General features: G+C 72.2%; 28 protein-coding genes, 1 tRNA gene and 1 pseudogene. 19 read left to right on the top strand and 11 right to left on the bottom strand.

Annotated elements, in window-relative coordinates; translation table 11 throughout:
• Window positions 1–2 precede the first annotated feature (2 nt).
• Window positions 3–1,241, bottom strand: coding sequence for a chromate efflux transporter (gene chrA, locus ACW9J6_RS25985; protein ID WP_457119237.1), 1,239 nt, complete (start codon window positions 1,239–1,241; stop codon window positions 3–5).
• Between the two features lie 116 nt (window positions 1,242–1,357).
• Here chrA and ACW9J6_RS25980 point away from each other — a divergent pair, with 116 nt between their 5' ends.
• From ACW9J6_RS25980 to ACW9J6_RS25970, 3 genes are all read left to right on the top strand, one after another.
• A complete protein-coding gene (locus ACW9J6_RS25980) occupies window positions 1,358–1,561 on the top strand; it encodes a hypothetical protein (RefSeq protein ID WP_457119236.1) in 204 nt (67 codons plus the stop codon).
• 172 nt (window positions 1,562–1,733) lie between these two features.
• Entirely contained in the window at window positions 1,734–3,227 is a 1,494-nt protein-coding gene (gene guaB / locus ACW9J6_RS25975; RefSeq protein ID WP_457119235.1) for an IMP dehydrogenase, read from the top strand.
• Between the two features lie 26 nt (window positions 3,228–3,253).
• Window positions 3,254–3,682, top strand: a complete 429-nt coding sequence (locus ACW9J6_RS25970) for an MAPEG family protein (RefSeq protein ID WP_457119234.1) — start codon at window positions 3,254–3,256, stop codon at window positions 3,680–3,682.
• Window positions 3,683–3,695: 13 nt separating this feature from the next.
• Here the strand turns inward: ACW9J6_RS25970 and ACW9J6_RS25965 are convergent, their stop codons facing one another.
• Window positions 3,696–3,863, bottom strand: coding sequence for a hypothetical protein (locus tag ACW9J6_RS25965; RefSeq protein ID WP_457119233.1), 168 nt, complete (start codon window positions 3,861–3,863; stop codon window positions 3,696–3,698).
• 105 nt (window positions 3,864–3,968) lie between these two features.
• Between ACW9J6_RS25965 and ACW9J6_RS25960 the strand changes: the two genes are divergently transcribed.
• From ACW9J6_RS25960 to guaA, 3 genes are all read left to right on the top strand, one after another.
• The gene (locus tag ACW9J6_RS25960) at window positions 3,969–5,249 is read left to right on the top strand and encodes an RsmB/NOP family class I SAM-dependent RNA methyltransferase (RefSeq protein WP_457119232.1); all 1,281 of its coding nucleotides are present in this window, start codon (window positions 3,969–3,971) and stop codon (window positions 5,247–5,249) included.
• Between the two features lie 99 nt (window positions 5,250–5,348).
• Window positions 5,349–6,371, top strand: a complete 1,023-nt coding sequence (locus tag ACW9J6_RS25955; RefSeq protein ID WP_457119231.1) for an alpha/beta hydrolase — start codon at window positions 5,349–5,351, stop codon at window positions 6,369–6,371.
• Window positions 6,372–6,521: 150 nt separating this feature from the next.
• Window positions 6,522–8,078 carry a glutamine-hydrolyzing GMP synthase gene (guaA, locus tag ACW9J6_RS25950; protein ID WP_457119230.1) on the top strand — a complete coding sequence of 519 codons (1,557 nt, stop codon included), beginning with the start codon at window positions 6,522–6,524 and terminating at the stop codon, window positions 8,076–8,078.
• A gap of 84 nt (window positions 8,079–8,162) precedes the next feature.
• On the opposite strand, the gene ACW9J6_RS25945 is transcribed toward guaA, so the two are convergent.
• Both ACW9J6_RS25945 and ACW9J6_RS25940 read right to left on the bottom strand, forming a co-directional pair.
• A complete protein-coding gene (locus tag ACW9J6_RS25945; RefSeq protein WP_457119229.1) occupies window positions 8,163–8,468 on the bottom strand; it encodes a hypothetical protein in 306 nt (101 codons plus the stop codon).
• A 419-nt stretch (window positions 8,469–8,887) separates the two neighbouring features.
• On the bottom strand, window positions 8,888–9,703 hold the full coding sequence (locus ACW9J6_RS25940; RefSeq protein ID WP_457119228.1) for a TrmB family transcriptional regulator: 816 nt from the start codon (window positions 9,701–9,703) through the stop codon (window positions 8,888–8,890).
• Window positions 9,704–9,772: 69 nt separating this feature from the next.
• Between ACW9J6_RS25940 and ACW9J6_RS25935 the strand changes: the two genes are divergently transcribed.
• From ACW9J6_RS25935 to ACW9J6_RS25910, 6 genes and pseudogenes are all read left to right on the top strand, one after another.
• Window positions 9,773–10,156: a RidA family protein gene (locus ACW9J6_RS25935; protein WP_457119227.1), complete on the top strand. Its 384-nt coding sequence runs from the start codon at window positions 9,773–9,775 to the stop codon at window positions 10,154–10,156.
• Entirely contained in the window at window positions 10,153–11,343 is a 1,191-nt protein-coding gene (locus ACW9J6_RS25930) for an MFS transporter (RefSeq protein WP_457119226.1), read from the top strand. Before ACW9J6_RS25935 ends, ACW9J6_RS25930 begins: the two co-directional genes overlap by 4 nt.
• A 134-nt stretch (window positions 11,344–11,477) precedes the next feature.
• Window positions 11,478–12,104 carry a flavodoxin family protein gene (locus ACW9J6_RS25925; protein ID WP_457119267.1) on the top strand — a complete coding sequence of 209 codons (627 nt, stop codon included), beginning with the start codon at window positions 11,478–11,480 and terminating at the stop codon, window positions 12,102–12,104.
• 6 nt (window positions 12,105–12,110) lie between these two features.
• Window positions 12,111–13,004, top strand: a complete 894-nt coding sequence (locus ACW9J6_RS25920) for a sigma-70 family RNA polymerase sigma factor (RefSeq protein ID WP_457119266.1) — start codon at window positions 12,111–12,113, stop codon at window positions 13,002–13,004.
• A 202-nt stretch (window positions 13,005–13,206) separates the two neighbouring features.
• On the top strand, window positions 13,207–13,656 hold the full coding sequence (locus ACW9J6_RS25915) for a hypothetical protein (RefSeq protein ID WP_457119225.1): 450 nt from the start codon (window positions 13,207–13,209) through the stop codon (window positions 13,654–13,656).
• 22 nt (window positions 13,657–13,678) lie between these two features.
• Window positions 13,679–13,807 (top strand): annotated as a pseudogene (locus ACW9J6_RS25910) (GMP synthase (glutamine-hydrolyzing)); the annotation flags it as partial.
• A gap of 19 nt (window positions 13,808–13,826) precedes the next feature.
• Here the strand turns inward: ACW9J6_RS25910 and ACW9J6_RS25905 are convergent.
• Complete coding sequence (locus tag ACW9J6_RS25905) at window positions 13,827–15,311, bottom strand: Fic family protein (RefSeq protein WP_457119224.1); 1,485 nt, start codon at window positions 15,309–15,311, stop codon at window positions 13,827–13,829.
• Window positions 15,312–15,603: 292 nt separating this feature from the next.
• Window positions 15,604–16,533, bottom strand: a complete 930-nt coding sequence (locus tag ACW9J6_RS25900; protein WP_457119223.1) for a LysR substrate-binding domain-containing protein — start codon at window positions 16,531–16,533, stop codon at window positions 15,604–15,606.
• Between the two features lie 106 nt (window positions 16,534–16,639).
• Between ACW9J6_RS25900 and ACW9J6_RS25895 the strand changes: the two genes are divergently transcribed.
• A complete protein-coding gene (locus ACW9J6_RS25895; protein ID WP_457119222.1) occupies window positions 16,640–17,359 on the top strand; it encodes an FMN-dependent NADH-azoreductase in 720 nt (239 codons plus the stop codon).
• Window positions 17,360–17,432: 73 nt separating this feature from the next.
• Here ACW9J6_RS25895 and ACW9J6_RS25890 read toward each other — a convergent pair whose 3' ends face one another.
• From ACW9J6_RS25890 to ACW9J6_RS25880, 3 genes are all read right to left on the bottom strand, one after another.
• Entirely contained in the window at window positions 17,433–17,819 is a 387-nt protein-coding gene (locus ACW9J6_RS25890; protein WP_457119221.1) for a PIN domain-containing protein, read from the bottom strand.
• Complete coding sequence (locus ACW9J6_RS25885) at window positions 17,816–18,106, bottom strand: FitA-like ribbon-helix-helix domain-containing protein (protein WP_457119220.1); 291 nt, start codon at window positions 18,104–18,106, stop codon at window positions 17,816–17,818. The genes ACW9J6_RS25890 and ACW9J6_RS25885 overlap by 4 nt, the downstream gene beginning before the upstream one ends.
• 218 nt (window positions 18,107–18,324) lie before the next feature.
• Window positions 18,325–19,500: an MFS transporter gene (locus ACW9J6_RS25880; RefSeq protein ID WP_457119219.1), complete on the bottom strand. Its 1,176-nt coding sequence runs from the start codon at window positions 19,498–19,500 to the stop codon at window positions 18,325–18,327.
• A 116-nt stretch (window positions 19,501–19,616) separates the two neighbouring features.
• On the opposite strand from ACW9J6_RS25880, the gene ACW9J6_RS25875 reads away from it, so the two are divergent.
• The 3 genes from ACW9J6_RS25875 to ACW9J6_RS25865 all read left to right on the top strand — a co-directional run bounded on the left by ACW9J6_RS25875 (window position 19,617) and on the right by ACW9J6_RS25865 (window position 21,202).
• Window positions 19,617–20,462 (top strand): helix-turn-helix transcriptional regulator, encoded by an 846-nt coding sequence (locus ACW9J6_RS25875; RefSeq protein WP_457119218.1) that lies wholly within the window; start codon window positions 19,617–19,619, stop codon window positions 20,460–20,462.
• A 60-nt stretch (window positions 20,463–20,522) separates the two neighbouring features.
• Window positions 20,523–20,597: transfer RNA gene (locus tag ACW9J6_RS25870), tRNA-Val, on the top strand.
• Window positions 20,598–20,704: 107 nt separating this feature from the next.
• Window positions 20,705–21,202, top strand: a complete 498-nt coding sequence (locus ACW9J6_RS25865; protein ID WP_457119217.1) for a hypothetical protein — start codon at window positions 20,705–20,707, stop codon at window positions 21,200–21,202.
• Window positions 21,203–21,269: 67 nt separating this feature from the next.
• Here the strand turns inward: ACW9J6_RS25865 and ACW9J6_RS25860 are convergent, their stop codons facing one another.
• Window positions 21,270–21,974 carry an HAD family hydrolase gene (locus ACW9J6_RS25860; RefSeq protein WP_457119216.1) on the bottom strand — a complete coding sequence of 235 codons (705 nt, stop codon included), beginning with the start codon at window positions 21,972–21,974 and terminating at the stop codon, window positions 21,270–21,272.
• 288 nt (window positions 21,975–22,262) lie between these two features.
• On the opposite strand from ACW9J6_RS25860, the gene ACW9J6_RS25855 reads away from it, so the two are divergent.
• From ACW9J6_RS25855 to ACW9J6_RS25845, 3 genes are all read left to right on the top strand, one after another.
• Entirely contained in the window at window positions 22,263–22,994 is a 732-nt protein-coding gene (locus ACW9J6_RS25855; protein WP_457119215.1) for a lysophospholipid acyltransferase family protein, read from the top strand.
• A 141-nt stretch (window positions 22,995–23,135) separates the two neighbouring features.
• Window positions 23,136–23,465: a GCG_CRPN prefix-to-repeats domain-containing protein gene (locus ACW9J6_RS25850; RefSeq protein WP_457119214.1), complete on the top strand. Its 330-nt coding sequence runs from the start codon at window positions 23,136–23,138 to the stop codon at window positions 23,463–23,465.
• A gap of 126 nt (window positions 23,466–23,591) precedes the next feature.
• The gene (locus tag ACW9J6_RS25845; protein WP_457119213.1) at window positions 23,592–24,050 is read left to right on the top strand and encodes a hypothetical protein; all 459 of its coding nucleotides are present in this window, start codon (window positions 23,592–23,594) and stop codon (window positions 24,048–24,050) included.
• Here ACW9J6_RS25845 and ACW9J6_RS25840 read toward each other — a convergent pair.
• Window positions 24,013–24,996, bottom strand: coding sequence for an extensin-like domain-containing protein (locus tag ACW9J6_RS25840; protein ID WP_457119212.1), 984 nt, complete (start codon window positions 24,994–24,996; stop codon window positions 24,013–24,015). The genes ACW9J6_RS25845 and ACW9J6_RS25840 overlap by 38 nt on opposite strands.
• Window positions 24,997–25,121 lie beyond the last annotated feature (125 nt).

Here is a 25,121-nt window from a genome sequence, read left to right as displayed (position 1 = left end):
GCTCAGGACGCGAGCCAGGCCCCGGCGGTGCCGGTCGCCAGGACCGCGAGCCAGGGCGGGCAGCGCCCCACCGTCAGCAGCGCGAAGGCGGTTCCGGCCACCGCCATGTCCCGCGGGCTCCCGACGCTCGACGTCCAGACCGGGTCGTAGAGCGCGGCGGCGAGGATCCCCACCACCGCCGCGTTGGTGCCCCGCAGGGCAGCCTGCGCGGCCGGGCGGGCGCGCAGGACCTCCCAAAAGGGCAGGGCGCCGAGCACGAGCAGGAGGCCCGGCAGGAAGATCGCCGCGAGCGCGAGGCCCGCCCCCAGCGGCCCGCGCGGCGATCCCTGCAGGACGCTGCCCAGATAGGCCGCGACCGTGAAGAGCGGCCCCGGCACCGCCTGGGCGGCCCCGTAGCCCGACAGGAAGGCATCCGCGGTCACGAAACCCGGCTGGACCAGGGCGGCCTGCAGGAGGGGCAGCACCACGTGCCCGCCTCCGAAGACCAGGGCGCCCGACCGGTAGAAGGCGTCGAAGACGGCGAGGACCCGCGACCCCGTCGCGGCGGCGAGCAGCGGCGGCCCGGCGAGGAGGAAGGCGAAGAGCGCCAGCGCGACGAGCCCGGTCCGGCGCGAGACCGGGAACGCCGCCGCACGGCCCGGAGCGGCGGTCGCGCCGCGGCAGAGGACGAGCCCGCCCGCGGCGCCGAGCAGGATGGCAGCGAGCTGCCCGGCGGCGCCGGGCGCGAGGACCACCGTCCACAGGGCCGCCAGGGCCAGCGCGGCGCGGGGCCGGTCCGGCGCGAGGCTGCGCGCCATGCCCCAGACCGCCTGCGCCACCACCGCCACGGCGACGAGCTTCAGCCCGTGCAGCACCCCGGCGGCGGCCGGCCCCGGCGCGGCGGCCGCCCCGAGGGCGACCCCGGCGAGGAGGAGGGCCGAGGGTAGGGTGAACCCCGCCCAGGCGGCGAGCCCACCCGCGAGCCCGCCGCCCCGCAGGAGGCCGAGAGAGAAGCCGACCTGGCTCGATGCCGGCCCGGGCAGGAACTGGCAGAGGGCGACGAGATCCGCGTAGCCCGCCTCGTCGATCCAGCCCCGCCGCTTCACGAGGTCGTCCCGGAAATACCCGAGATGCGCGATCGGCCCGCCGAAGGAGGTGAGCCCGAGGCGGAGGAAGGCCCGGAAGACCTCCGCGACGGATCCGGTGCCGCCGGACGGTGCGCCCTCGCACCGGAGGGTCGGAGGGGCAGGCGGTGTCGTCATGGCGCGGCCCCGGGCGGGATCGCGGTTCCTGTCCCCGCCTTCGCCCCGCGCGTCAAGCCGGAACGCCGGGCCGGTCGCGATCGTTGGGGACGGCACTATCCACGAGGAGATTCCCCATGCGCTCCAAGATCCTGCTCGCCGCCGCGCTCGCCGCCGCCCCGCTCCTCGCCGCCGGCGGGGCCGAGGCCAAGGGCTGCCTCAAGGGCGCAGTCGTGGGCGGCGCGGCCGGGGCCGTGGCCGGTCACGGCAAGGCCGGGGCCGCGGCGGGCTGCGCCATCGGCCACCACAACGCCAACAAGGCGAGCCAGGGCCAGAAGTAACCTCGCCCGGGGCGGCGACCCGCGCCCGGCTCGGATGCGGGTTGCCGCCCGCGCATGACGCGGCCAACACGGCTTTGCGACTGTCATGCGCGCGTGCTATCGGCCGGTGCCAACTCGTTGAAGGCTGGGCCGCCGCGGCGCCCGGCCCCTCGCTGCATCCAGGAGTTGGTTCATGGCCCGCATCGTTGCCGACAGCATCATCGAGGGCCTGACCTTCGACGACGTCCTGCTGCGGCCCGCCGCTTCCGCGGTGATGCCCGCGGAGGTCGGGATCCACACCCGGCTCACCCGCGCGATCCGGCTCAACCTGCCGATCATCGCCTCGGCGATGGACACCGTGACGGAGGCCCGCATGGCCATCGCCATGGCGCAGAACGGCGGCCTCGGGGTGATCCACCGCAACCTCGAACCGCCCGAGCAGGCCGAGCAGGTGCGGCAGGTCAAGAAGTACGAATCCGGTATGGTGCTCAACCCGATCACCATCCACCCGGACGAGACGCTGGCCGACGCCCACCAGCTGATGCGCCATAACGGCATCTCGGGCATCCCCGTAGTGGAGCGGGGCCCGAACGGGTCGAAGGGCAAGCTCGTCGGCATCCTGACGAACCGCGACACGCGCTTCGCCACCGACACCAGCCAGCCGGTCTCCGAATTGATGACCCGCGACCGGCTCATCACCGTGCGCGAGGGCGTGACCCAGGACGAGGCCAAGCGCCTGCTGCACCAGTTCCGCATCGAGAAGCTGCTCGTCGTCGACGACCATTACCGCTGCATCGGGCTCATCACCGTCAAGGACATCGAGAAGCAGGTCACCTACCCGCACGCCGTGAAGGACGAGCAGGGCCGCCTGCGGGTGGCGGCCGCCACCACCACCGGCGAGAGCGGCTTCGAGCGGGCCGAGCGCCTGATCGACGCGGGCTGCGACGTGATCGTGGTCGACACCGCCCACGGCCACTCCGCCAAGGTGCTGGAGAGCGTGCGCCGGGTGAAGACGCTGTCGAACGCCGTGCAGGTGATCGCCGGCAACGTCGCCACCCGCGAGGGCGCGCAGGCCCTCATCGACGCGGGCGCGGACGCCATCAAGGTCGGCATCGGCCCGGGCTCGATCTGCACCACCCGGATCGTGGCGGGGGTCGGCGTGCCCCAGCTCACCGCCATCATGGAGGCGGTGGAGGCGGCCGCCAACGCGGACGTGCCGGTGATCGCCGACGGCGGCATCAAGTATTCGGGCGACCTCGCCAAGGCGCTGGCCGCCGGCGCTTCGGTCGCGATGCTGGGCTCGCTTCTCGCCGGCACCGACGAGGCGCCGGGCGAGGTCTTCCTCTACCAGGGCCGCTCCTACAAGAGCTACCGGGGCATGGGGTCGGTGGGCGCCATGGCGCGGGGCTCCGCCGACCGCTACTTCCAGGCCGAGGTCAGCGACACCCACAAGCTGGTGCCGGAGGGCATCGAGGGGCAGGTGCCCTACAAGGGGCCGGTCGCCGCGGTGCTGCACCAGCTCGCCGGGGGCTTGCGCGCCGCCATGGGCTACGTGGGGGCCGAGGACCTCGCCGCCTTCCGGGAGCGGGCGCAGTTCATCCGCATCACCAATGCGGGCCTGCGCGAGAGCCACGTCCACGACGTGACCATCACCCGGGAGAGCCCGAACTACCCGAGCCGGACCTGAGGCGCGGACCGCGAGAGGAGCCCGCCGTGAGCCTCCAGGCGATCCTCGCCCCCGTCTTCGCGCAGGTGCTGCTGACCTTCGGCCTGCTGCTCTGGACCGGTCGCGCCCGCTTCGCCGCCGTCCGCAAGGGCGCGGTGGCGGTCGAGCGGATCGCCATGGGCGAGCGCAACTGGCCGGCCCCCGCCCAGCAGGTCGCGAACGCCTTCGCGAACCAGTTCGAGCTGCCGGTCCTGTTCTACGCGCTGACGGCCCTGGCGCTCCTGACCCGCAAGGCGGACCTCGCCTTCGTGGTCATGGCCTGGATCTTCGTCCTGACCCGCTTCGCCCACGCGGCCGTCTACGCCACCACCAACCCGCTGCTGCTGCGCTTCCGCCTGTTCCTGGCGGGCGCCCTGGTCCTGATGGCGATGTGGATCGTGTTCGCGGTGCGGATCCTCCTCGCGCCGGCGGCGTGAGGAGGAGGAGGGATCAGGACCGCGGCGGGCGCGGGGCGCCGCCATATTCGAGCTGGGTCTTGGCGTCGTAGGGCCGGGGCGGAGGCGGCGTGAGGTCGGGCGTCGCGGCGGGCGCCGTGGCGCAGGCCGCCAGCGCCAGCACGAGGAGACCGGACAGGGTGAGTGACGTGAAGCGTGACATGACGAGGCTCCCGATCGCCGTGAGGCAGATCCGTGTCGTTGCGGAAGCGGCCGAAAGCTTGGCCGTTCCCGGCCCGATCCGGGGCGCGCGCGTGGCCGTTTCGCGATGACCCCCTCCGCCCGCCTCTCGGCCGCCATCGAGGTCCTGGCCGACATCGCCGATCGCCGCCGGCCCGCCGCCGACGCCCTCAAGGAGTGGGGCCTCGCCCACCGCTTCGCCGGCTCGGGCGACCGGGCGGCGATCGCGAGCCTCGTCTACGACGCCCTGCGCCGCCGCGCCTCGTCGGCCTGGATCATGGACGCGGACACGCCCCGCGCCGTGCTGATCGGCTCCCTGCGCCTGCAGCGGGGGCTCGCGGGCGCCACCATCGCCGGGTTGTTCACCGGCGAGCGCTTCGCCCCCGAGCCCTTGAGCGAGGCCGAGCGCCTCCGCCTCGACACCGCGACGCTGGCCGAGGCGCCCCTCCACGTGGCGGGCGACGTGCCCGAATGGGTGCTGCCCTCCCTGGAACGGGCGCTCGGGGCCGACACGCTGGCGGAGCTCAAGGCCCTGTCCCGCCGCGCGCCGCTCGACATCCGGGTCAACACCCTCAGGGGCGACCGATCCCGCGTGGCGGAGGCGCTCGCGCATCTCACCCCCGCCCCGACCCCGCACGCGCCCGACGGCCTGCGCATCCCGGTGCCCGACGACGGCCGCGGCCCGGCGCTCCACGTCGAACCCGAATTCCTGGAGGGCCTGTTCGAGATCCAGGACGAGGGCTCGCAGCTCGCCGCCCGGCTGACCGGCGTCCGGCCCGGCGAGACCGTGATCGACCTCTGCGCGGGTGGGGGCGGCAAGACCCTGGCGCTCGCCGCCCTGATGGCGAATCGCGGCCGCCTCGTCGCCACCGACGGCGATCCCCGCCGCCTCGCGCCGATCCACGAGCGCCTGCGCCGGGCGGGCGCCGAGGCGCAGGTGCGCACCCCGCGCGGACGCGGCGGCCCGGATGCCCTGGCGGACCTCGCCGGGGGGGCCGACCTCGTCCTCGTCGACGCGCCCTGCACCGGCACCGGCACGTGGCGGCGCAACCCCGACGCCAAGTGGCGCCTGCGCCCCGGCAGCCTCGCCACCCGCCGCGCCGAGCAGGCCGCCGTCCTCGACCGGGCGGCCGGGCTGCTCAAGCCCGACGGGCGCCTCGTCTACGTCACCTGCTCGCTGCTGCCGGAGGAGAACGACGAGGCCGTGGCGGACCTGCTCGCCCGGGTGCCCGGCCTGCGCGCCGGCGAGGCGCCGGTGCCCCCGGAGCTGGAGCCGGCCATCCGCCGCACGGCGCACGGGATCCAGATGACGCCGGGCCGCACCGGGACGGACGGGTTCTACGTGGCTCTCCTGGCGCCGGCTCGGTAGAACGCCGTGCCGCCGGACGGGGCCCGAGGCCCGGCCCCGACTGGACAAGCCGGCAACGCTTGGTTCAGGAGATTGTCGGACATCTCGGATCCGCCGGACATGCCGCTCCACCGCAGGACGTTGCTCACGGGAGCGGCCGCGCTCCCGTTCGCGCGTCCGGCCGCGGCCGCGGGCGGAAGCGACGGATCGGGCGCCGCCGCGCAGGTCGCCCCGCCGGTGCCGGCCGCGCCCGGCCCGTCCGCGATCCGCCCGGGGGCCGACCTGGAGGTGATGCCCCTGTGGCCGCGCACGCCGCCCGGCGGCGGCGGCCCGGACCTCGACGGCGCTCCCTACGACGAGAGCCGCGAGGGCGTGATCCAGAGCGTCGCGCGCCCCTGCCTGCTGGTGGTGCGCCCCGCCCGCCCGAACGGCACCGCGATGCTGATCGCGGCGGGAGGCGGCTACCGGCGCATCGACATCGGCCACGAGGGCATCCCGGCCGCGCAGTGGCTCGCCGGGCAGGGCGTGACCGCCTTCGTGCTGGTCTACCGGCTCCCGGGCGAGGCCTGGCAGGCCGGCGCCGACGCGCCGATCCAGGACGTGCAGCGGGCGATCCGCCTCGTGCGGGCGCGCGCCAAGCGCTTCGGCATCGAGCCGGGGCGGATCGGCGTCCTCGGCTTCTCGGCCGGGGGGCACCTGATGGGCTCGGCGGCGGTGCGCTTCGCGAGCCCCCTCTACGAGCCGGTGGACGAGGACGACGCGCTCTCGGCGCGGCCCGACCTCGCGGCGCTGCTCTACCCGGTGATCACGCTGCGCCCGCCCTTCGACCGCACGTCGAGCCGGCGCGTCCTGGTGGGCGAGAGCCCGACGCGGTTCTCCACCAACAGCTACTCGGTGGAACTGCACGTGCGGCCGCAATCGCCCCCGACCTTCCTGGCCCAGGCGGCGGACGACCCGGTGGCGGTCGTCGACAATTCCCTGCTGATGTACGGGGCGCTGCGGGCCGCCGACGTGCCGGCGGAGATGCACCTGTTCGAGCGCGGCGGGCACGGCTTCGCGCTGGGCGTGCCCGGCACCCCGGCGGCGGCCTGGCCGGGGCTGTTCCTGACCTGGGCTCGGCGGCGGGGCTTCGTGCGCGTGTAGGACCGGCCTCGCGGAGCTGGTCGTGGGCTCGGGGGGCGGCCTCCCTCGTCGCCGTGCCGGGAACGGGAGGTTGATGGTCCGCGCCCCGCGCGGGTCCGTGATCCCGCGCGCCGCGTTGCGCCCTGCGCGCGCCTCGTCTAACTCACCTCCATGACGGCCGACCACGACAAGATCCTGATCATCGATTTCGGGAGCCAGGTGACCCAGCTCATCGCGCGCCGGGTGCGCGAGGAGGGGGTCTATTCCGAGATCGTGCCCTACCAATCCGCGGAGGCCGCCTTCCGGGCGATGAAGCCGCGGGCGGTGATCCTGTCGGGCGGCCCCGAATCGGTGACGATCGAGACCTCGCCCCGCGCCCCGCAGGCGGTGTTCGACGCGGGCGTGCCGGTGCTCGGCATCTGCTACGGCGAGCAGACCATGGCGGCCCAGCTCGGCGGCGAGGTCGAGGGCGGGCACCACGCCGAGTTCGGCCGGGCCGAGATCGAGGTCATCGCCGATTCGGCCCTGTTCAAGGGCATCTGGCACGTCGGCGAGAAGTACCCGGTCTGGATGAGCCACGGCGACCGGGTGACGAAGCTGCCGGACGGCTTCTCCACCATCGCGATCTCGCCGAACGCCCCCTTCGCGGCGGTGGCGGACGAGGGGCGGCGCTTCTACGCGGTGCAGTTCCACCCCGAGGTCGCCCACACGCCGCACGGGGCGCTGCTGCTGCGCAACTTCGTGCGCGACATCGCGGGCTGCTCGGGCGACTGGTCGATGCGGGCCTTCCGCGACGAGGCGATCGCGCGCATCCGCCAGCAGGTCGGGACGGGCAAGGTGCTCTGCGGCCTCTCGGGCGGGGTCGATTCGGCGGTGGCGGCGGTGCTGATCCACGAGGCGGTCGGCGATCAGGTCACCTGCGTGTTCGTGGATCACGGCCTGCTGCGCCTGGGCGAAGCCGAGGAGGTGGTGCGGCTGTTCCGCGACCACTACAACATCCCCCTCGTCCACGTGCAGGCGCAGGACCTGTTCCTCGGCGAACTCGCCGGGGTCACCGACCCGGAGGTGAAGCGCAAGACGATCGGGCGGCTGTTCATCGACGTCTTCGAGGCCGAGGCCAAGACGCTCGGCGGCGCCGCGTTCCTGGCGCAGGGCACGCTCTATCCGGACGTGATCGAGAGCGTCTCCTTCACGGGCGGCCCCTCGGTGACGATCAAGAGCCACCACAACGTGGGCGGTCTCCCTGAGCGCATGAACATGACGCTCGTGGAGCCCCTGCGCGAGCTGTTCAAGGACGAGGTGCGGGTGCTCGGCCGGGAACTCGGCCTACCGGAGGCCTTCGTGGGCCGCCACCCCTTCCCGGGGCCGGGCCTCGCCATCCGCTGCCCGGGCGAGATCACGCCGGAGAAGCTCGACGCCCTGCGCAAGGCCGACGCGATCTACCTGGAGGAGATCCGCAAGGCGGGCCTCTACGACACGATCTGGCAGGCCTTCGCGGTGATCCTGCCGGTGAAGACGGTGGGCGTGATGGGCGACGGGCGCACCTACGACCACGTCTGCGCGCTGCGCGCGGTGACCTCGGTCGACGGGATGACGGCGGATTTCTACCCCTTCGACATGGCGTTCCTGGGCCGCGTGGCGACCCGGATCATCAACGAGGTCAAGGGCATCAACCGGGTGACCTACGACATCACCTCGAAGCCGCCCGGGACGATCGAGTGGGAGTGAGGGGAAACGGCGGGGATCGCCGGCTCTGACGTAGCATGTCGCAGAAGTCGCCCCTGACAGCGATGGTGATCAGATCGCCGCGTTTCATGCCTTCCACTCGTCACGGAAATCGTCGGCGTCGAGCAACGCGTCCAACTCTCTGATCGACCGCGCCTCGTCGCTGTCCGGATCTTGCGCACGCGCAGCAATCGCAAGGGACTGCCGTCGCGCCTCGGCTTCAAACGCGAGGCGCTGCCGGCGCCGCTCGACATAGGCGCGCATGAACTCGCGCAGAACCTGCGCAGCCGGCTTGTCCTCGGCCTCGGCCGCCTGCGTGAAGGCCGTTTTCAGGGCGGGATCAAGCCGGAAATTGAAGGTCTCCTCCTTCGGATGCTGCGTGGCGCGTGGCATGACACCCTCCTGAGGCTTTGTAGCTATAATGTGGGTACAAATGGCGCCGCCGCAAGCGAGCTGCTTCGGTCGGGCCGCCTCAATCCTCGATGATCCCAGCCGCCGCGGGACTCGCACTGCCTTCGGTGGGATTGCCCTGTTTTCGATTCTTGCTCACTTCTCGTGGACGATGGTGGATTGCCTCGGCCCGGTGATGGCCCGCTCTGCACGCCGCATGATGTTTCCGTGCTGACGGTACTTTCGTTATCGACATACATAGTTCTCTGATCTGGCCAGTCACCCTGATGGACATCCCACTCGTGACACCACGCCCTGGGACACGACCTCGTCGAGACGTCCCGGCTGGCCGGCCTGTCGTGAGCGGCCGCGGAACCGATCCTCGGCCCGACCCTCTGCTCACGAGGCGATGACCACCGCGCTCAAGCCCGCAGCAGGGCATCGATCGTCCCGGGATCGCGGCGCACCTGCTCGAAGCGGGCCTCGCCCATCGCGTCGATGAGCAGGCGGCCGAGCACATCCGCCTTGACGTACTCGATCCCGAGCAGGCCGATGACGCGGTGCTCGGTCGAGATCGCCTCGACCCCGCCATCGGCGTCGAAGTCCGCGACCATCGTCCTCTCCCGATCCGCCACCAGGATCGACAGGCGCCGCCCGGCCAAGCGCTCCGCCGCGCTCGTCCCGCAGAGCGTCAGGTCGTAGCCCGACGGGCCGTCGAGCCGGGTCGTCCCGTAGATGGCGACATGGACCACGACGCCGCGACGCGCCGCCTTCTCCAAGGCCGGCGCCAGCTGTGCGAGTTCCTCGTCCCAGAGCGCCGCGAAGAGCGAGCGTTCGGCCTGCGCGATCAGGCTGTCGCAGGCGGCCAGGACCGTGTCGCGATCCTGCATCGCCCAGACCTGCCCGCCCTCCCTCCGGGACGGTAGGGCGCGCAGCGCCGCGTCGGCGGTGTCGAGGGCGCGCTGGAACTTCCGGCGGGCGGCCTCCAGCACCGCGTCGTAGGGGCTGGCCGCATAGGTCACCGGGTCGGACCGCTGCACGAGGACCGCGCCCTTCTCCCCCAGCCGACCCAGCGTCTCGTAGATCTTCGAAGGTGGGACACCCGAGGCCTTGGCCACCTCGTGCCCGTTCATCGGCGGACGCCCGAGCAGGGCGCAGTAGGCGCGCGCCTCGTACTGGCCGAAGCCGAGCTGGGCCATGGCCGCGAGGATCTCGTCCGAAAGGCTCGCCATCGTCATGCCGGGACCCTAGCAGACCGACGGCCGCACGTGTTACACTACCGTGGTAGTTAAGAACTGGAGGCCAGGATGCACAGGATCTCGACCGGCTCCCCCTGGGAGACGCGGATGGGCTATTCGCGGGCCGTGCTCGCGGGCGGCCTCGTGTTCGTCTCGGCCACGGCCGCGACGGGCGACGACGGAGCCGTCGTTGGGAAAAGCGATGTCTATCGCCAGACCCGCGTCATCCTCGACAAGATCGCGGCAGTGCTCGCCGAGGCGGGATCGGATCTCGGGCGCGTGGTCCAGACCCGGGTCTACGTCACCGACGTGTCGCGCTGGGAAGAAGTCGGACGCGCGCATGGCGAGATTTTCGCCGGCAAAGGGCCCGCGCTGAGCCTCGTGCATGTCAGGCCGTTCGTCGACCCGGACATGCTGGTCGAGATCGAGTGCGTCGCCGCGGCCGGCGCATGACGAACCGGCAGCAGGAGCCGGCCAGCGGGACGCTCCTCCTCCTCTCCGGGCTGGCCGGGACCGCGATGGCGAGCACCTACGCGCTCCAGCCCCTGCTGCCGGAGGTGGCGCGGTCCTTCCCGGCCTCGGCCTGGGTGGCGGGTCTCGCCGCCGGTGCCGGGCCGTTCGGCTACGTGCTGGGTCTCCTCCTCCTCGTGCCGCTCGGCGACGCGCTGCCGGTCCGGTCACTGGTCGTGCACCAGTCGTTCTGCCTGGCCGCCCTTCTCGGCGTGGCGGCGTTCGCACGGGGGGAGGCGATCTTCCTCGCCGCGCTGACCCTCGCGGGCGGTGCGGCGACCGTCGCGGCCCATTGCATCGGCCTGGCCGGCCGCTTGGCGCCGGACCGGCAGGGTCGCGCAGTCGGCTTCGTCGTGATGGGCGTCTCGATCGGCATCCTGGCCGGGCGGGTGCTCGCGGGCGCGGTCGGCGAGCGCCTCGGCTGGCCGGCCCCCCTCGCCATCCTGGCGGCCCTGGCGGCTGCCGGCGGTGGGGCCGTCCGGCTGCGGGTGCCCGATATCCCGCCACGGAGCGTCTTTCCCGGGTGGCCTGCGCTCCTGCTGAGCGTGCCTGACGCCCTGTGCCGCCATGCGGAGCTGCGGCGGGCGACGGCCGTGGGGTGCTGCTGGTTCGCCGCGTTCAGCAGCTTCTGGGTCGCGCTCGCCTTCCACCTCGCCGAACCTCCGCTGTCGCGCGGAGCGGCCTTCGCCGGCGGCTTCGGCCTGATCGGCATCGCCGGCGCGGTCGTGGCGCAGCTCGCGGGCCGGATGAGCGACCGCTGGGGATCGCGCACCGTGGTGTTCGTCGGGCTCGCGGGCGCACTCGCCGGCTTCGCGATCCTCGCGATGCGGCCGGCCTGCCTCGTCGCCCTGGGGCTCGGCGCGCTCCTCATGGACGCGGGATGCTTCGCGGCGCACGCGGCGACCCAGGCCTTCATCCTGCGCACCGGGGGTGAGGCGCGCAGCCGGCGGTACGGCGCCTACATGACCCTCTACTGGTGCGCGGGAGCGCTCGGCGCCGTCGCGGCGCCGATCACGTTCCAGGCGGTCGGATGGCGGGGTCTCTGTGCGATCGACGGCGCGCTGATCGCGACCGCCCTCGGGCTGCACGGGCGCAAGGGCCATCTCGTGGCCGGGCCACGAGCGTCGTGAAGCGGATGGTGGGTGAGCCGCTTCCGCTGAGCTGACGCAGCGTTTCGACGGACATCGACGATGTTCGCGCGCGATGTCACACTGGGCCGGCCTGCCTTGTCATGTCCTTCGATCACGAAGCAGACGAGGGCATCATGGGCAATCCCGGCAACGGTCAGGCGGGCGGCACGGTCGGCGTCACGATCGTCTACCACTCGGGCTACGGTCATACGAAGCGGCAGGCCGAAGCCGTGGCCGAAGGCGTCCGGCAGGTCGGGGGCGCCCGCGCCCTGCTGCTCCCCGTCGAGGACGCACAGCAGCGATGGGATGATCTTCATTCCGCGGACGCGATCATCTTCGGCGCTCCGACCTACATGGGGTCAGCTTCGGCACCGTTCAAAGCCTTCCAGGACGCCACGTCGCACTGGGTCATGGCCCGGGGGTATCTCTGGAGGGACAAGCTTGCTGCCGGCTTCACCAACTCCGGGGCACAGGCCGGCGACAAGCTCTCGACGCTGCTCCAGATGGTCCTGTTCGCTGCGCAGCATGGGATGCACTGGATCAACCTCGATCTGCCGCCCGCCAACAATGCGACATCGGGCTCGCCCGCGGACCTGAATCGCCTCGGATTCTGGATCGGAGCCGCGGCGCAGTCGAACACCGACGAGGGCCCGGACAAGGCACCGCCGGAGGCCGATCTCGCCACGGCCCGCCACCTCGGACGGCGCGTCGCGCGGATTGCACGCCAACTCGCGCGTGGCCGGGACGAGTCCGAACGATAGAGTGGGATCCGGCCGAGACGCGGGGCTGCCGCCTTGTCCGATCCCTCCCTGCAGAACCTCCGTCCGCGCCTCATCCGGCTCGCCTACCGGATGCTGGGATCGGTCGCGGATGCCGAGGACGTGGTGCAGGACGCCTATCTCCGCTGGCTGGCGGTGGATCCCACCACGGTGCGCGACCCGGCGGCCTTCCTGCACGTCGTCGTCGCCCGGCTCAGCCTCAACGCCCTGAAGTCGGCCCGCTACCGCCGCGAAACCTATCTCGGCCCCTGGCTCCCCGAGCCGATCGTCAGCCCCGAGGATGGGGACGACATCGATGACGTCTCCCTGCCGCTGATGATCGCGCTGGAGCGGCTGTCGCCCCTCGAGCGGGCCGCGTTCCTGCTGCACGACGTCTTCGGCATGGACTTCTCCGAAGTGGCGGAAGCGCTCGGCCGCACGTCCGGTTCCTGCCGTCAGCTCGCCAGCCGCGCGCGCGCCCATCTTCGCGACGACCGCCGACGCTTCACCGTGACGAGGGATCAAGGCCTGAGGATCGCGGCGGCGTTCTTCGCGGCCTCGCGCAGCGGCGACATGGATGCGCTGCGGACTCTTCTGACGGAGGATGTGACCGCCTGCGCGGATGGCGGCGGCAAGGTCCCGGCGACGCCCACGCCGTTGATCGGTCGCGACGCCGTGCTGGCGCGTCATGCGGAGATGGCCCGCGCCTTCCTCGACGTCCCGTCGCGGCTCGTTCGCTACGCGTTCATCGATGGGCTGCCGGGCTTCCTCACCGTCGAGGCCGGCGGCCTCCTGCAAACGACGGCCCTGCAGCCTCGAAGCGATCGCATCGCCGCGATCTACGTGATGCGCAATCCCGATAAGATGCAGCGGGTGGCGCGCGATGGGATGCCAAATCTCTGAGCTGCTTCAGTACGCACGGAAGTGCTCCGACTCACCGGAAGGTGACCAGGTCGGGGACGTGTAGTTACGAGTTCGATTTAAGTCAAAATATTTCTGGAAAAATAAAATTTTGCGTTTTATAGCTGCGAAGAGTGGATTGCGCGGCTGAGGGCCAATTGTATCTCCCGTCTGCATGCCGAGTTGATCCGACTGAGATTTTATCATGGACCGTCTCACGCTGCGATACGTCTGGGAGCAAAAGCAAATTCCAGTTGTTCTGCGTCGAACCGAGCGTGGCAAAAAGCTTCGGGCACGGTTACCCTTTAAAGAAGGCAATCGGCAATGGCTTCAAAATGGCCGGCGAATGACACCAGAGTGGATGGCTGATGGTGCTTACTGGGAGCTGCCAAAATCCTGGTTCAACGATTTCGTTGATCGAGCTCTTCAGCGCTACGGTAAAGTCTATATCATTCAGCCGTATCGCGCGCAGGAAATCTGCGCGCGAGCGTGTCAGGAAGCAAGGGGACACGAATGCCAGTGTTCCTGCATGGGAGCCAACCATGGTGTAGGCTACGACGGTAGTTGGTTTGAGGTCTCCGATACGTTTTCGGCACGCTGGGGTGTGCGTGAGCTCGCCTGCCGCCTGCTTACAGTCAATAGAGACAAATTTTAATGCGCAATATCCCTTGCACGCGGCGGACTTCTATCCAATCGACATGAGGTTCCTCGGCCGTGTGGCGACCTGGATCATCAACGAGGTCAAGGGCATCAACCGGGTGATCTGTAACATCTCCCCCGAGCTGGCCGGGACCATCGAGTGGGAGCAACGACGCCCCCACTCTCCTATTCGGGAGGCCAAAGCTCCGCGTAGATCGCCTCGATCCGTGCCGCCTCGTCGTCGGTCAGCGCTGCGAATTCCCGCTCCCTGGCGCGTTTCGACAGCCGGCCCTCGTTCTGGCACAGGAAGCGGAACAGGAGGTCGAGCAGGGGATTGGGCATGTCGACGATGCGCTGCACCTCCCTCGTGACCCCGTCATAGGCGCGCAGGAACGCGGTCTCTGCAGGCAGGTCGACATCGACGGTCCGCGCCACGCACGCGAACAGGAATTCCGCATGCGGCGTCGCGTCGAAGTAGCGGTAGAAATCGGCGGTGTCGTTCAGGATCTCGACGTTGCCGCGAGGGGTCCGCCGCCAGCGCAGGCAGGGCAGCATCCGGCGCGAATAGCTCTCGAGCACCGTCCGGTAGGCGCCGATCCGGTCGAGGATCACGGCCGAGACGGGAAAGACCAGTCCGGGCGGGTTGAACCCGCGCTCGGCCAGCACGTGGTGGATCAGGTATCGGTGCAGGCGGCCGTTCCCGTCTTCGAAGGGGTGGATGTAGACGAAGCCGAAAGCGAGAACCGCCGCCGCGAGGACCGGATCGAGGTGCCGCGCCGCCCCCCGGTCGAAGGCGGTCAGTCCGTCGATCAGCGACGGAAGGTCCTCGTGCCGGGCGCTGACGTGGTCGGGGAGGGGGGCACCCGTGAGCCGGTCATGCTCGCCGATGAAGCCGCCTTCCTGGCGCAGTCCGAGATGGACGAAACGCGCATCGCCGATGACGATGCGCTGCAGGCGCTCCAGCCCGGCGCGGTCGATCGGCCGTCGGCCGGCCTCGCCGATCACCTGACCCCAGCGCCGGATGCGATCCTGGGGCGGATCTTCCCCCTCGATCTGAAAACTCGACCGCGAATCCTTGAGGAGCAGGAAGGCGGCGGTGCGCGCGAGGAGGTCGGCCGGCACCTCGGCGGCCAGCCTCCGCGCCTCCTCGCCGAGACCGCGCGCCACGAAGGCGTCGAGCGCCGGCGTGCGGAAGATCAACGGGCAGAAGGCCGCGGTTCCCGGCAGGTTGTTCCTCACCCGGTGGCGCGTCGAGGTCGTCCCATGGACCGCCCATTGCCGGTTCGGATCGACCACGGAGGCGTAGTTGCCCTGGGTCGCGTCAGGCAGGTCGAGCCGCGCGTCGAGCAGCCACTCGTAGAGGAACCACAACCGCCGCGCGTAAGTGCCGGTGGGCGCGGCGCGCACGATCGCGGCGATCGGTTCGGGGCCGGTTGCCCGGAACAGAGCCTTGAGAACGGCGAGATCCAGCCCCTCGTAGCGGAGCGCGAAGGTCAGGTGCCCGGCGAGATCGGCCCGCGGTCGATGGCGCGGGGTGTAGATATGCCAGCCATCGGCCCGGTAGACCTTGTGGCGGGATCCGATCGCCGAGAGCGTGATCGGGACGGGTACCGTCAGGCCGAAGGCCTCGATCAGGGCCGCGTAGCCGACCGGGATGGCGGTTTCCGGCATCGGGCGACCGTGAAGGTCACTGACGGCGCCCGCGAACCGCCCTCCTCGTCGAGGTGTCATGTCGCTCGGGTCTCTGCCGCGCGGATCCGCGCCTGCGGAGAGTTCCATGAAAATCGATGACGGCCAATGAATTCCGCTTACAGATCCGCGACCTTCATGAATTCGACTTTCCGCGTCCGAAGAGGTACCCCATCGCGGGATGCCCCTGCGGATCGATGCACGCCAGCGATCGTCGCGACGGAGCCGTCAGGGATGAGATCGCGGACGATCACGCTCCAGGTTGTCTCGTTGATCACGGGTCCCGGCGTTCGAGATCCGATCGCAGACCGGATGATCCCTCCGCCAGCGTCTCCCGCAGCCAGTCCTGCACCGCCCGCACCTCGTCGCGGGCGAGGCTCCGGCGCGTCGCCACCGCGTGGTAGGTCTCTCCGTCGAGGACGGGGCCGAACGGATGAACGAGGAGCCCGGCCGCGATCTCCGGCGCCGCCAGGACGAGGCTCGCGACGGCGACGCCCTGGCCGGCGATCGCCGCCTGGAGGGCGTGGGAATCCTCGGTGAAGCGCGGGCCCTCGTCCGCCGCCAGATCCGTCAGGCCGGCATGGCGGGCGAAGCGGCGCCAATCCGGCTCCATCCCGGGCCGCTTCCACTCGGTATGCAGCAGGGTCGCGTGCCGCAGGTCGGCGGGCGCCGCGAGGCCGAGCCGGGGGCTCGCCAGCACCCCGAAGCGCTCGGCCAGCAGCGGCTCCGCCACCAGGCCCGCGAAGGGGCCGGCGCCGTAGCGCACCGCGATGTCCACCGCCCCGCCCGCGAGATCCACCACCTCGTCGCTGGCATGGAGCCGCAGGTCCAGGTCCGGATGCCGCGCCCGAAGGACCCCGAGCGCCGGGATCAGGCGCTGGACGGTCAGGAACATCGTCGCGCTCAGCGTCACGATCCGGCGGCGCGGGTGCGGATGCAGCGCCGCGAGGGCGCGCCCGAACGCGTCGAACCCGTCGCGGAGCACCGGGAAGAGCCGCTCCCCCGCCTCGGTGAGCGCGACGCGCCGGACGTGGCGGGCGAACAGGGGCAGGCCGAGCGTCCCCTCCAGCAGGCGGATCTGGTGGCTGATCGCAGTGGGCGTCACGCCGAGTTCCTCTGCCGCCCTGCGGAAGCTCAGGTGCCGGGCCGCGGCCTCGAAGGCGCGCAGGGCCGCGAGCGGCGGCAGGCGCCGGCGGCGTTCCATGGCTGAATCGGTCTCATCCATCGCCTGAGCAATTCGCGTTCGTCACGGCGATCGCGGCCCGTCATCGTCCCGCACGATCACCGAAAGACATGAGACCAATTGCATCATGACGATATCCGACGGGGCGCCGCGCCGCATCCTCCACGTCGATTCCAGCGCCCGGACGGGCCTGTCCGACCGCGACCGGCACGGATCGCACACGCGGCGCCTGTCGCACCGCTTCGTCACGCGCTGGTCCGCCGCCCGGCCGCAGGACGGCGTCGTGGTCCGGGATGTCGGGCGCAGGCCGCCTGCGCCCGTCAGCGAGGCCTGGATCGCCGCCGCCTTCCGGCCGCCGGAGCGGCGCGGTGACGACGAGGCCGCCGTGCTGGCCGAGAGCGATCTCCTCGCCGCCGAGCTGGTGGCCGCGGACCTCGTGGTGGTCGGAGCGCCGATGTACAATTTCGGGGTGCCGGCCCCGCTCAAGGCCTGGATCGACAACGTGGTGCGGGTCGGCGTCACCTTCGGCTTCGACCGCACGCGCCCCGGCGAGCCCTACTGGCCGATGCTGCCGCCGGGCAAGCGCCTCATCATCCTGACCGCCCGCGGCGACCACGGTTACGCCCCGGGCGGCCGCTTGGCGGCGATGAACCTCGTCGAGGCCGGGCTCACGGTCCCGCTCGCCTATCTGGGGCTGCACGAAACCCACACGATCGCCGTGGAGTACGACGAGTTCGGCGACGAGCGCCTCGCCGCCTCGCTCGCCGCCGCCGAGGCCGCGGTCGACGCGCTGGTCGACGCGCTCGCGGCCCTCGGCCGCCCCGGGCGGGCCGAGGGCGACGCGTGAGCGCCGAGCGCGGTCACCCGTCCCGTCGTCGGCGAGCCTCCATCATCCTGCGCGACCGCGGGACCGGCCCCGGTCAACCGGTTGCGGTCCACGGGTCGATCACCGTCAGGCCGGCGGCGTCGAACGCGCCCGTGTCGCGCGACGCCACAGCGAAACCGTGTGCGGCCGCGATCGCAGCGATAGAGCCGTCGGATGTGGGAAAGCCGCGTCCGGCCGCGCGCGCCCTGACGGCCCGATCGGCATAATGCCGAGCCGCATCGGCGTCGAAGGGGAGGATGCGCCCGGCGAACAGGCCCAGCACGCCGTCGATGGCGGCCGACGGGCGGTCCTTGCGCTTGCCCACGGGCAGGGCTCCGATGCCGAACAGCAACTCCGCGAGGGTGACGCTGGAGAGGAAGAGCGTCTCGGCAACCTGGGCGTCGAGCCAGTCCCGGACGCCGTGATGCGGTTCCGGCTTCATCGCCTCGGAGACGACGTTGGTGTCGAGCAGGATCGTTCGAAGCGGATCGGGTCGGCAGGGCGCGCGTCGCCAGCTTGGTCGAGCGCCTCGACATCGGCGTTGGTGAGGCCGATGCGGCGGCTCATCGCCGAGAGGGCCGTGCCCAGGCGCGGGCGGCCCTCGGGGCGCACCGCCGCTTCCAGGATGGCGCGCATCTCCGCCTCCGTGCTGCGATTGTGCTGCGCGGCGCGGACCTTCAGGGCACGATGCACCTCCTCGAGAAGGTTACGAATGGTGACGGCCGCCATGATAGCAGCCTCCCTGGATTGAATGCGATCCTGTCGATTTTGAATGCGTGATGGCATCCTTCAAGCCGGAGTGACAGGGCGCCCGATGGATCCACGTCGCGCGCTCGCACCCATGGGGCGCCCGCGCGGCTGGTTTCCCGTCGAGGAGGGGCTCGGACGGGGGGATCAGGCGCCCCGACGCGCTCCTCCGTGCCGGGAGGACGGGCGCTTGCTTCGCGTCAGCCGGCCGGGCGCGGCGCATCCGCCCCGGGGGGCCGGGCCGGCCGGCGGAACCGGACGGCCGAGAGGCCGAGCGCCAGGGCGACGGCCGCGGCGGCCGCGAGGGGCAGGTGGCGCGGTGCCGCGCCGCCGTCGAGGAGCAGACCGCCGAGGAGCGCGCCCGCGGCGCTGCCGAGATAATTGGCGGAACTGTTGAGGGCGACGGCGGCCGCGCCGTGCCCCGGATGGGCCGCGAGCAGCCGGTGCTGCTGCGGCGCCTGCGAGGCCCAGCCGAGCAGACCCCAGAGGACGAACAGGGCGGCGGCGAGGCCGGGATGGCCGAGGGCGGCCGGCAGGAGGCCGAACACGGCGAGCAGGAGCCCGCCGATGCCGCCGAAGAGCGCGGAGGTCCGCCCGACGCGGTCGATCACGCGCCCGATCGCGACGCTGCCGAGGATCCCGCCCGCCCCCCAGAGCGCCAGGAACGAGCCGGCCTCCCGGGCGAGGCCCGCCTCCTCCAGCAGGGCCGCCGCGTAGGTGTAGAGGCCGAGGCTCGCGGTGCCGAGCAGGAAGGTCTGCGCGACGATCCGCACCACGCGGGCGTCCCGCAGCAGCGCGAGGCGCTCCCGCAGCGAGGGCGGGGCGGCCGGGGAGGCGGCGGGCAGGAAGGCCAGCACGCCCGCGAGCGCGATCCCGCCGACGCCCGTCACCATCCAGAGCGCGCCCTGCCAGCCGAGATGCCGGGCCACCGCCAGGCCGGCCGGGACGCCCACCACCGTGCCGACGCTCATCCCGCCCAGGATCGCGCCGAGGGCGCGGCCCCGCCGCTCCTGCGCGACGAGCCCGGCCGCGGCGGCGGCGGCCAGCGGGGCGTAGAGACCGGCCCCGGTGCCCGCGAGGGCGCGGGAGGCCAGCAGCCAGCCGAAGCCCGGGGCGAGCGCGCTGCCGGCATTCGCCGCCGTGAACACCGCCAGGGCGACGCCGAGAACGAGACGGGCGGGCCGGCCCGCCAGCATCGTGGCGAGGACCGGGGCGGACAGGGCGTAGAACAAGGTGAAGACGGCGACGGCCCTGCCGGCCTCCGCCACCGAGACGCCGAAGCGCGCCGCGATGCCGGGCAACAGGCCGGCCACCACGTAGGCGTCGAGGCCGAGCGCGACCATGCCGAGGGACAGGACCGGGATCGAGAGGGGCATGCGACCGCATCCTCGCTGGCCGGACCGGACCCGCCCGGCCGGATTGCGGTCGGGAGCCTAAGCCGCCACCATGCCCTTACGAGAGGAGACCTCATCCTATCGCTCGGAGCAACCGGATGGGCGGCTGCAGGCTGGACCGCACGCGCAAGGACTTGGCCGAGTTCCTGCGGACGAAGCGCGCCGCCCTGGCGCCGGAGAGCCTCGGCCTGCCGCGCACGCCGCGGCGCCGGACGCCGGGCCTGCGGCGCGAGGAACTGGCCGCCATGGCCGGGATCGGGCTCACCTGGTACACGTGGCTGGAGCAGGGGCGCGCCATCGCGGTCTCGTCCCACGTCCTGGACCGGATCGCCCGGATCCTGCGGCTCGACGAGGTCGAGCGCCGCCACCTGTTCCTGCTCGCCCAGCAGCGCCCGCCGGCCGCCAGCGGCGCGACGACGTGGCGGATCCCCGACCTGGTGCGCGTCCTGCTCGACGATCTCGGCACGCGGCCGGCCTACGTGTTCAACCTGCGCTGGGACGTCCTCGCCTGGAACCGCGCCGCCGCGCTCGTCTTCGGGTTCGAGATCCGGCCGCCCGAGGAGCGGAACATGCTCCGGATGCTGTTCGACGACGAGCGGCTGAGCGGCCGGATCGCGCAGTGGGAGGAGCAGGCGCCCCTCGTCGTGGCGAGCTTCCGCCGCGACCTCGCCCAGGCGCCGGAGGATCCGGCCATGCTGGACCTCGTCGCCGCGCTCGAGGGGCGCTCCGCCCTGTTCCGGACCCTGTGGGCGAGCCAGAGTGTGCGGGGCCGCTGCCGGGGGCGGCGGGTCCTGAGCCTCGACGGGACCGGGCCGGTGGCGTTCACGCACGCGACCCTGATCGTCGACGCCGAGGAGCATCTGCGGCTCGCGCTCTACGCGGCGATGGACGCCCGCGACCACGCGCGGTTCGCGGCCCTGTGCGGGAGCGCGGGCGCCGGCTGAGCGGGGCCGTTCACGACTCGCTTGACGCCCGCCCCCGACCCGCCTAGAAGCCGCCGGACCGGGCGCGTAGCTCAGCGGGAGAGCATTCGCTTCACACGCGAAGGGTCACAGGTTCAATCCCTGTCGCGCCCACCACTTCCCCGGTCATTTCCTGTACACTCAACCTGGCCGAGGTCAGACCGGGACATCCGCCGATCGGCGCGGTCCCCGCGCGCGATACCGGCCGGACGAGCCAGGACCGCGTGACCGAGACGCCCCCTCCCTCCTATCCCAAGCAGGACAAGGCGGCGCTGCTCGCCGCGTTCTACCAGTATCTCGGCGGCCGGCTCGACGCGGTGGCCCGGCGCTCCGCGCTGCTGATGGCCTTCTTGGCCTCGTTCCTCGGCTTCGCCGTCTCGCCGCTGATGCGCGGCAGGCCGTCCCCGCTCGCCGAGACGGCCGCCTTCACGGCCTCCCATCCGTCCCTGTGGGCGGCGGTGGCCGGCATGGTCGTGCTGCTGTGGTCGGAACTCGCCCGGGTGCGCCGCGCCGCCGACCTGTTCAGCCGGGCGGCCTTCACGGAGACCGACCTCGCGCCCCTGCAGGACGCCTTCGTGGAGGCCCCGATCGACGCCCTGTTCCGGGAGATGATCGCCAATATCCGCCTCGTCGGGGCGCTGCTGCGGCGCAAGATCCGGTTCTACAATGCCGGCGTGGCGCTGTTCGTGCTCAGCGTGACCCTCTACGGGGTCGGCCTGTAGGGAACTGTCAGGCCGCCGAAGCGGCTGTTAGGCCGCCGAAGCGGCTGTTAGGCCGCCGAAGCGGCTGTTAGGCCGCCGAGCGCGCGGGGCGCCCCGCGAGGTGGCGCACGGCGTCGAACAGCGCGTCGAAATGCTCGATCACGCGGTCGGGGCCGAGATCCTGCACCGGCACGTCGGTGTAGCCGAAGGGCACCGCCACCACCGGGATGCCGGCCGCCTGCGCGGTCGCGATGTCGGTGCGGGAATCCCCCACCATCACGGCCCGGGCCGGGTCGCCGCCCGCCCGCGCGATCGTCTCCGTCAGGTGCCGCGGGTTGGGCTTGAACCAAGGGAAGGTGTCGCGCCCGCAGATCGCCGCGAAGCGGTCCGCGACGCCGAGCTGGCGCAGCAGTGCCACGGAGTGCGACTCGACCTTGTTGGTGCAGACGGCGAGGCGGTAGCCCGCCGCGGCGAGACGGTCGAGGGCGGCGGCCGCGCCCGGGAACAGGAACGAGGTCTCGCAGAGATGCTCCCCGTAATGGGCGAGGAAGACCTGGAACAGCGCGTCGAGCCGCGCCGGCGTCAGGTCGCGGCCGGCCTGCGCGAAGCCCCGGGAGATCATCGCCTTGGCGCCCGCCCCGATCAGGTCGCGGCCCCGCGTCGGGTCGGCGGGCGGCAGGCCCTCCCCGGCCAGGATCACGTTGAGCGTGCCGATCAGGTCGCCCGCCGTCTCGGCGAGGGTGCCGTCGAGGTCGAACACCACGATGGGCGCGAGGGAGAGGGGAGGGGACATGCGGACCAGCCAACTCGGAACGGACCGGACCGTGCCGGTCCGGCGGCGAAGTTCAATCCGCCCGGGGTAAAGGAAGGATGCGGGGGCGCAAACCCGTCCCCGGATTCCACGAGGCGCGGAGAGCCGCCCGCCCTTCGGGTCACCTGCCGCGGCCCGCGCATTCCGTCGCCCGGTGTGGCGCCGGGGCCACCGTTCCGGGGGCCCGGCGCGGGAGTGGCCCCCGCCGGCCGGCCGCGATACAGGGGAGCCCGCCGCCGCGATGCCGCCGGGCGGCGCCCAGGGACCTCCATGCTGCTCCTCCGCTCGCTGGCCTTCAACGTCGCCTTCTACCTCGTGACCGCCGTGATGCTGATCGGCGGGCTGTTCTGCCTCGCCTCCCGCGGGGCGGTGCTCGGCCTCGCCCGGACCTGGGCGCGGGTGACCCTGTGGCTCCTGCGGGTGATCGTCGGCATCCGGGTCGAGTTCCGCGGCCTGGAGCACATCCCGCCCGGCGGCGTCATCGTGGCGGCCAAGCACCAATCGGCCCTGGAGACCATCGCGCTCACCACCGTGCTGCCGCGCTTCACCTACATCCTGAAGCGCGAACTCCTCTGGCTGCCCCTGTTCGGCTGGTATCTCGCCCGCGGCGAGATGGTGCCGATCGACCGCTCCAAGGGGTCGCGGGCGCTCGCCCTGATGAGCGACGAGGCGGCCGTCGCCATGGAGGACGGGCGCCAGCTCATCATCTTCCCGGAGGGCACCCGCCGCCCCCCCGGGGCGCCCCCCGCCTACAAGTTCGGCGTGGCGCATCTCTACGGGCGCCTCGGCGTGCCCTGCCTGCCCGTCGCCCTCAACACCGGGCTGCTGTGGCCGCGCAACAGCCTGCACCGCCATCCCGGCACCGCCGTCATCGCCTTCCTGCCGCCGATCCCGCCCGGCCTGGAGCGCGAGGCGGCCTTCGCGCTGATCCAGGAACGGATCGAGGCGGCGTCGAACGCCCTCGTCGAGGGCGCCGCGGACGAGCCCGCGCAGTCCGCATGACAAATTCGTAATCCCGGAACGCTTCCCCGCGCCACGACATTTGGTCCACGCTCGCCCGATGGTCGGGCGTGTCTTCTTGACGATCCGGCTGCGGCCGCGTCGCTGCGGCAGGCCTCCGGATCGACCTGACGGGAGGTGACCATGCGCTGGACAATCGCAGGGGCGGCCGTCCTCACTCTAGGGACGCTCGTCGGAACGGCTGGGGTCGCAGAGGCCCGCGACGGCTGCGGCCCGGGCTTCCACCGGAACTTCTACGGCTTCTGCCGGCCCAACTTCTTCGGGCCGCGCGTCGTCTACGCGCCGGTCGTCTACGGCCCGCGCTGGCACCGGGTGGGCTGGTACCGGCCCTGGCACCGGGTCGGGTGGTACGGCGGCTGGCACCGGCCGTACTGGCACCGGGTCGGCTGGGCTCCCCGTCCCTGGGGCTGGCACGGCGGCTGGCATCACGCCGGCTGGTATCACCGCTGGTGAGCCCGGCGCCCGGGGCGTCCGCCCCGGGCTCTCCTTCGGGGTTGCACGTGCAGCGCCCGACCCCCACCTCGCGGAGCGATCCGCGGCGCTTGACCCTCGCCGCGTCCCCCGGCTAGGATGGAACAAATGGCGAACAGACGAGCCCTGTCCTGGTCGGCGGCGATGCGGGACATCGAGACGGATCGGTCAAGGAGGTCGGACGTGCGCGAGGAACGGTTGAGAGCGGCGACGGCCCTGCGCGGCACCCCGGCCCTGACGCTGAGCGCTTGGCGCGGCCGGTCGGGCCGCCGTTACGTGGTGGGCATCCACGACCTGGAGGCGGACGCGGCCGAGATCGGGGAGGCCGTGGTGCTGGCGGTGCGCCGGGACCGCGAGGGCCTGGCCGAACTCCTCGACGTGGCGACGACGGGCGAGAGCCCGCGCGACCGTCTGGGCGGCTTCGTGGCCCGCATGCGCTCCCGCGGGGCGACCGAGATGCACGTCCATCGCCTCGCCGAGAGCGAAGCCGAGCGCCGGGCCGTCGTGGAGGATCTCGGCGGCGCCCCGATCAGTAGATCGGTCCGGACGACCAGGCGGGAGAATTGAGGGGCAGCGGGGCCGGCATCTCCGGGAGGGGCTCCGGCTCCTCGGCCACGGCGGTGCGCGGCGCGGGGCGCGGCGCGTAGGCCTGGGCCGGCGGGGGGGCGGGCGCGCGGGCGACGCGGCTCGGGCCGGGGGTCTCGCGCCGGCTCATCGGCGCCACGCCGTAGGGATCGTCCTCCTCGACGTCGATCGGCGCCGGATCGGGCGCGGGCTGCCAGGCCGGGGGCTTCTTGCGGATCGGCGACAGGTCCGAGCCGGGCGGCGGCAGCTGCGACTGGAACTTGATCAGCGGCTTGCAGATCCGCCGCAGGCCGCGCGGGTCGTGGCGGGCGAGATCCACGTGGATGTGGTCGTAGTGGAAGACGTTCGATCCGGGCGCCAGCACGGTCGTGAAGTGGTTGCAGGCGCCGAGGAAGACCTCGCGCAGGAAGCCCTGCTCGGCCTCGGTGCCCCGCCAGCCGCCCTTCACGGTGATCACGGAACCGTCCGCGAGGCGGAAGGACATGATGTCGACCGCGTTGCCGAAGCCGTGCTCCGAGAGCTTGGCGCCGACCTGGTTGTTGCGGCCCCGGCAGGAATAGGAGCCGGAATTGATCTCCGCCACCGGCTGCCCGAAATAGAGCTGGGCGGCGGGCTGGATGGTGCCGGCGAGCCAGGCGTCGAGTTCGGGGATGATCGGGCAGGCGAGCGTCATGCGCTGCTTGAGCGTCACGGTGCCGCCCGCGAGCCGGGTGACGCGGAACGGATGCACCATCCCGCAGACCCCCGGACCGTCGATCTCCTTGATCGGGACGATGTCCTCGGTCGGCTTGACGAGGCCGCGGGCGAGGCAGGCCTCCTCGGCCTGATTCCGCCAGGGTTCGCGCTGCTCAAAGGTTCTGAGCGCGCATCCGGTGAGCCCCAGGCTGAAGAGCGTGAAGGCTGAGAACGCTACGAGGCCACGACGCATGATGCGGAGAATGCCCGCGATGCCGTTAGCGGGCCGTCAACCCTGGCGCGCGCGACGTGACCCAGACTGGGGCAGGAGCCGGGCCGGGGCTGCGGGCCGACCTCCCTCTGCCGGCTGAAGCATTC

The organism is Methylobacterium sp. JK268 (genome assembly GCF_054052225.1).
Note: the sequence above shows the minus strand (reverse complement) of the source record. Positions and strands in the feature narration are given on the sequence as shown.

Bases quoted from the DNA above. Each gene is read 5' to 3' on its own strand.
- ACW9J6_RS25850 (WP_457119214.1), top strand. From the start codon at position 23,136: ATGCGCTGGACAATCGCAGGGGCGGCCGTCCTCACTCTAGGGACGCTC.
- ACW9J6_RS25855 (WP_457119215.1), top strand. From the start codon at position 22,263: ATGCTGCTCCTCCGCTCGCTGGCCTTCAACGTCGCCTTCTACCTCGTG.
- ACW9J6_RS25980 (WP_457119236.1), top strand. From the start codon at position 1,358: ATGCGCTCCAAGATCCTGCTCGCCGCCGCGCTCGCCGCCGCCCCGCTC.
- ACW9J6_RS25945 (WP_457119229.1), bottom strand. From the start codon at position 8,468: ATGCCACGCGCCACGCAGCATCCGAAGGAGGAGACCTTCAATTTCCGG.
- ACW9J6_RS25860 (WP_457119216.1), bottom strand. From the start codon at position 21,974: ATGTCCCCTCCCCTCTCCCTCGCGCCCATCGTGGTGTTCGACCTCGAC.
- ACW9J6_RS25895 (WP_457119222.1), top strand. From the start codon at position 16,640: ATGACGATATCCGACGGGGCGCCGCGCCGCATCCTCCACGTCGATTCC.
- ACW9J6_RS25890 (WP_457119221.1), bottom strand. From the start codon at position 17,819: ATGAAGCCGGAACCGCATCACGGCGTCCGGGACTGGCTCGACGCCCAG.
- ACW9J6_RS25925 (WP_457119267.1), top strand. From the start codon at position 11,478: ATGGGCAATCCCGGCAACGGTCAGGCGGGCGGCACGGTCGGCGTCACG.
- ACW9J6_RS25915 (WP_457119225.1), top strand. From the start codon at position 13,207: ATGGACCGTCTCACGCTGCGATACGTCTGGGAGCAAAAGCAAATTCCA.
- ACW9J6_RS25905 (WP_457119224.1), bottom strand. From the start codon at position 15,311: ATGCCGGAAACCGCCATCCCGGTCGGCTACGCGGCCCTGATCGAGGCC.
- ACW9J6_RS25935 (WP_457119227.1), top strand. From the start codon at position 9,773: ATGCACAGGATCTCGACCGGCTCCCCCTGGGAGACGCGGATGGGCTAT.
- ACW9J6_RS25940 (WP_457119228.1), bottom strand. From the start codon at position 9,703: ATGACGATGGCGAGCCTTTCGGACGAGATCCTCGCGGCCATGGCCCAG.
- ACW9J6_RS25900 (WP_457119223.1), bottom strand. From the start codon at position 16,533: ATGGAACGCCGCCGGCGCCTGCCGCCGCTCGCGGCCCTGCGCGCCTTC.
- ACW9J6_RS25955 (WP_457119231.1), top strand. From the start codon at position 5,349: ATGCCGCTCCACCGCAGGACGTTGCTCACGGGAGCGGCCGCGCTCCCG.
- ACW9J6_RS25930 (WP_457119226.1), top strand. From the start codon at position 10,153: ATGACGAACCGGCAGCAGGAGCCGGCCAGCGGGACGCTCCTCCTCCTC.
- ACW9J6_RS25960 (WP_457119232.1), top strand. From the start codon at position 3,969: ATGACCCCCTCCGCCCGCCTCTCGGCCGCCATCGAGGTCCTGGCCGAC.
- ACW9J6_RS25965 (WP_457119233.1), bottom strand. From the start codon at position 3,863: ATGTCACGCTTCACGTCACTCACCCTGTCCGGTCTCCTCGTGCTGGCG.
- guaA (WP_457119230.1), top strand. From the start codon at position 6,522: ATGACGGCCGACCACGACAAGATCCTGATCATCGATTTCGGGAGCCAG.
- ACW9J6_RS25880 (WP_457119219.1), bottom strand. From the start codon at position 19,500: ATGCCCCTCTCGATCCCGGTCCTGTCCCTCGGCATGGTCGCGCTCGGC.
- ACW9J6_RS25875 (WP_457119218.1), top strand. From the start codon at position 19,617: ATGGGCGGCTGCAGGCTGGACCGCACGCGCAAGGACTTGGCCGAGTTC.
- guaB (WP_457119235.1), top strand. From the start codon at position 1,734: ATGGCCCGCATCGTTGCCGACAGCATCATCGAGGGCCTGACCTTCGAC.
- ACW9J6_RS25845 (WP_457119213.1), top strand. From the start codon at position 23,592: ATGGCGAACAGACGAGCCCTGTCCTGGTCGGCGGCGATGCGGGACATC.
- ACW9J6_RS25885 (WP_457119220.1), bottom strand. From the start codon at position 18,106: ATGGCGGCCGTCACCATTCGTAACCTTCTCGAGGAGGTGCATCGTGCC.
- ACW9J6_RS25840 (WP_457119212.1), bottom strand. From the start codon at position 24,996: ATGCGTCGTGGCCTCGTAGCGTTCTCAGCCTTCACGCTCTTCAGCCTG.
- chrA (WP_457119237.1), bottom strand. From the start codon at position 1,241: ATGACGACACCGCCTGCCCCTCCGACCCTCCGGTGCGAGGGCGCACCG.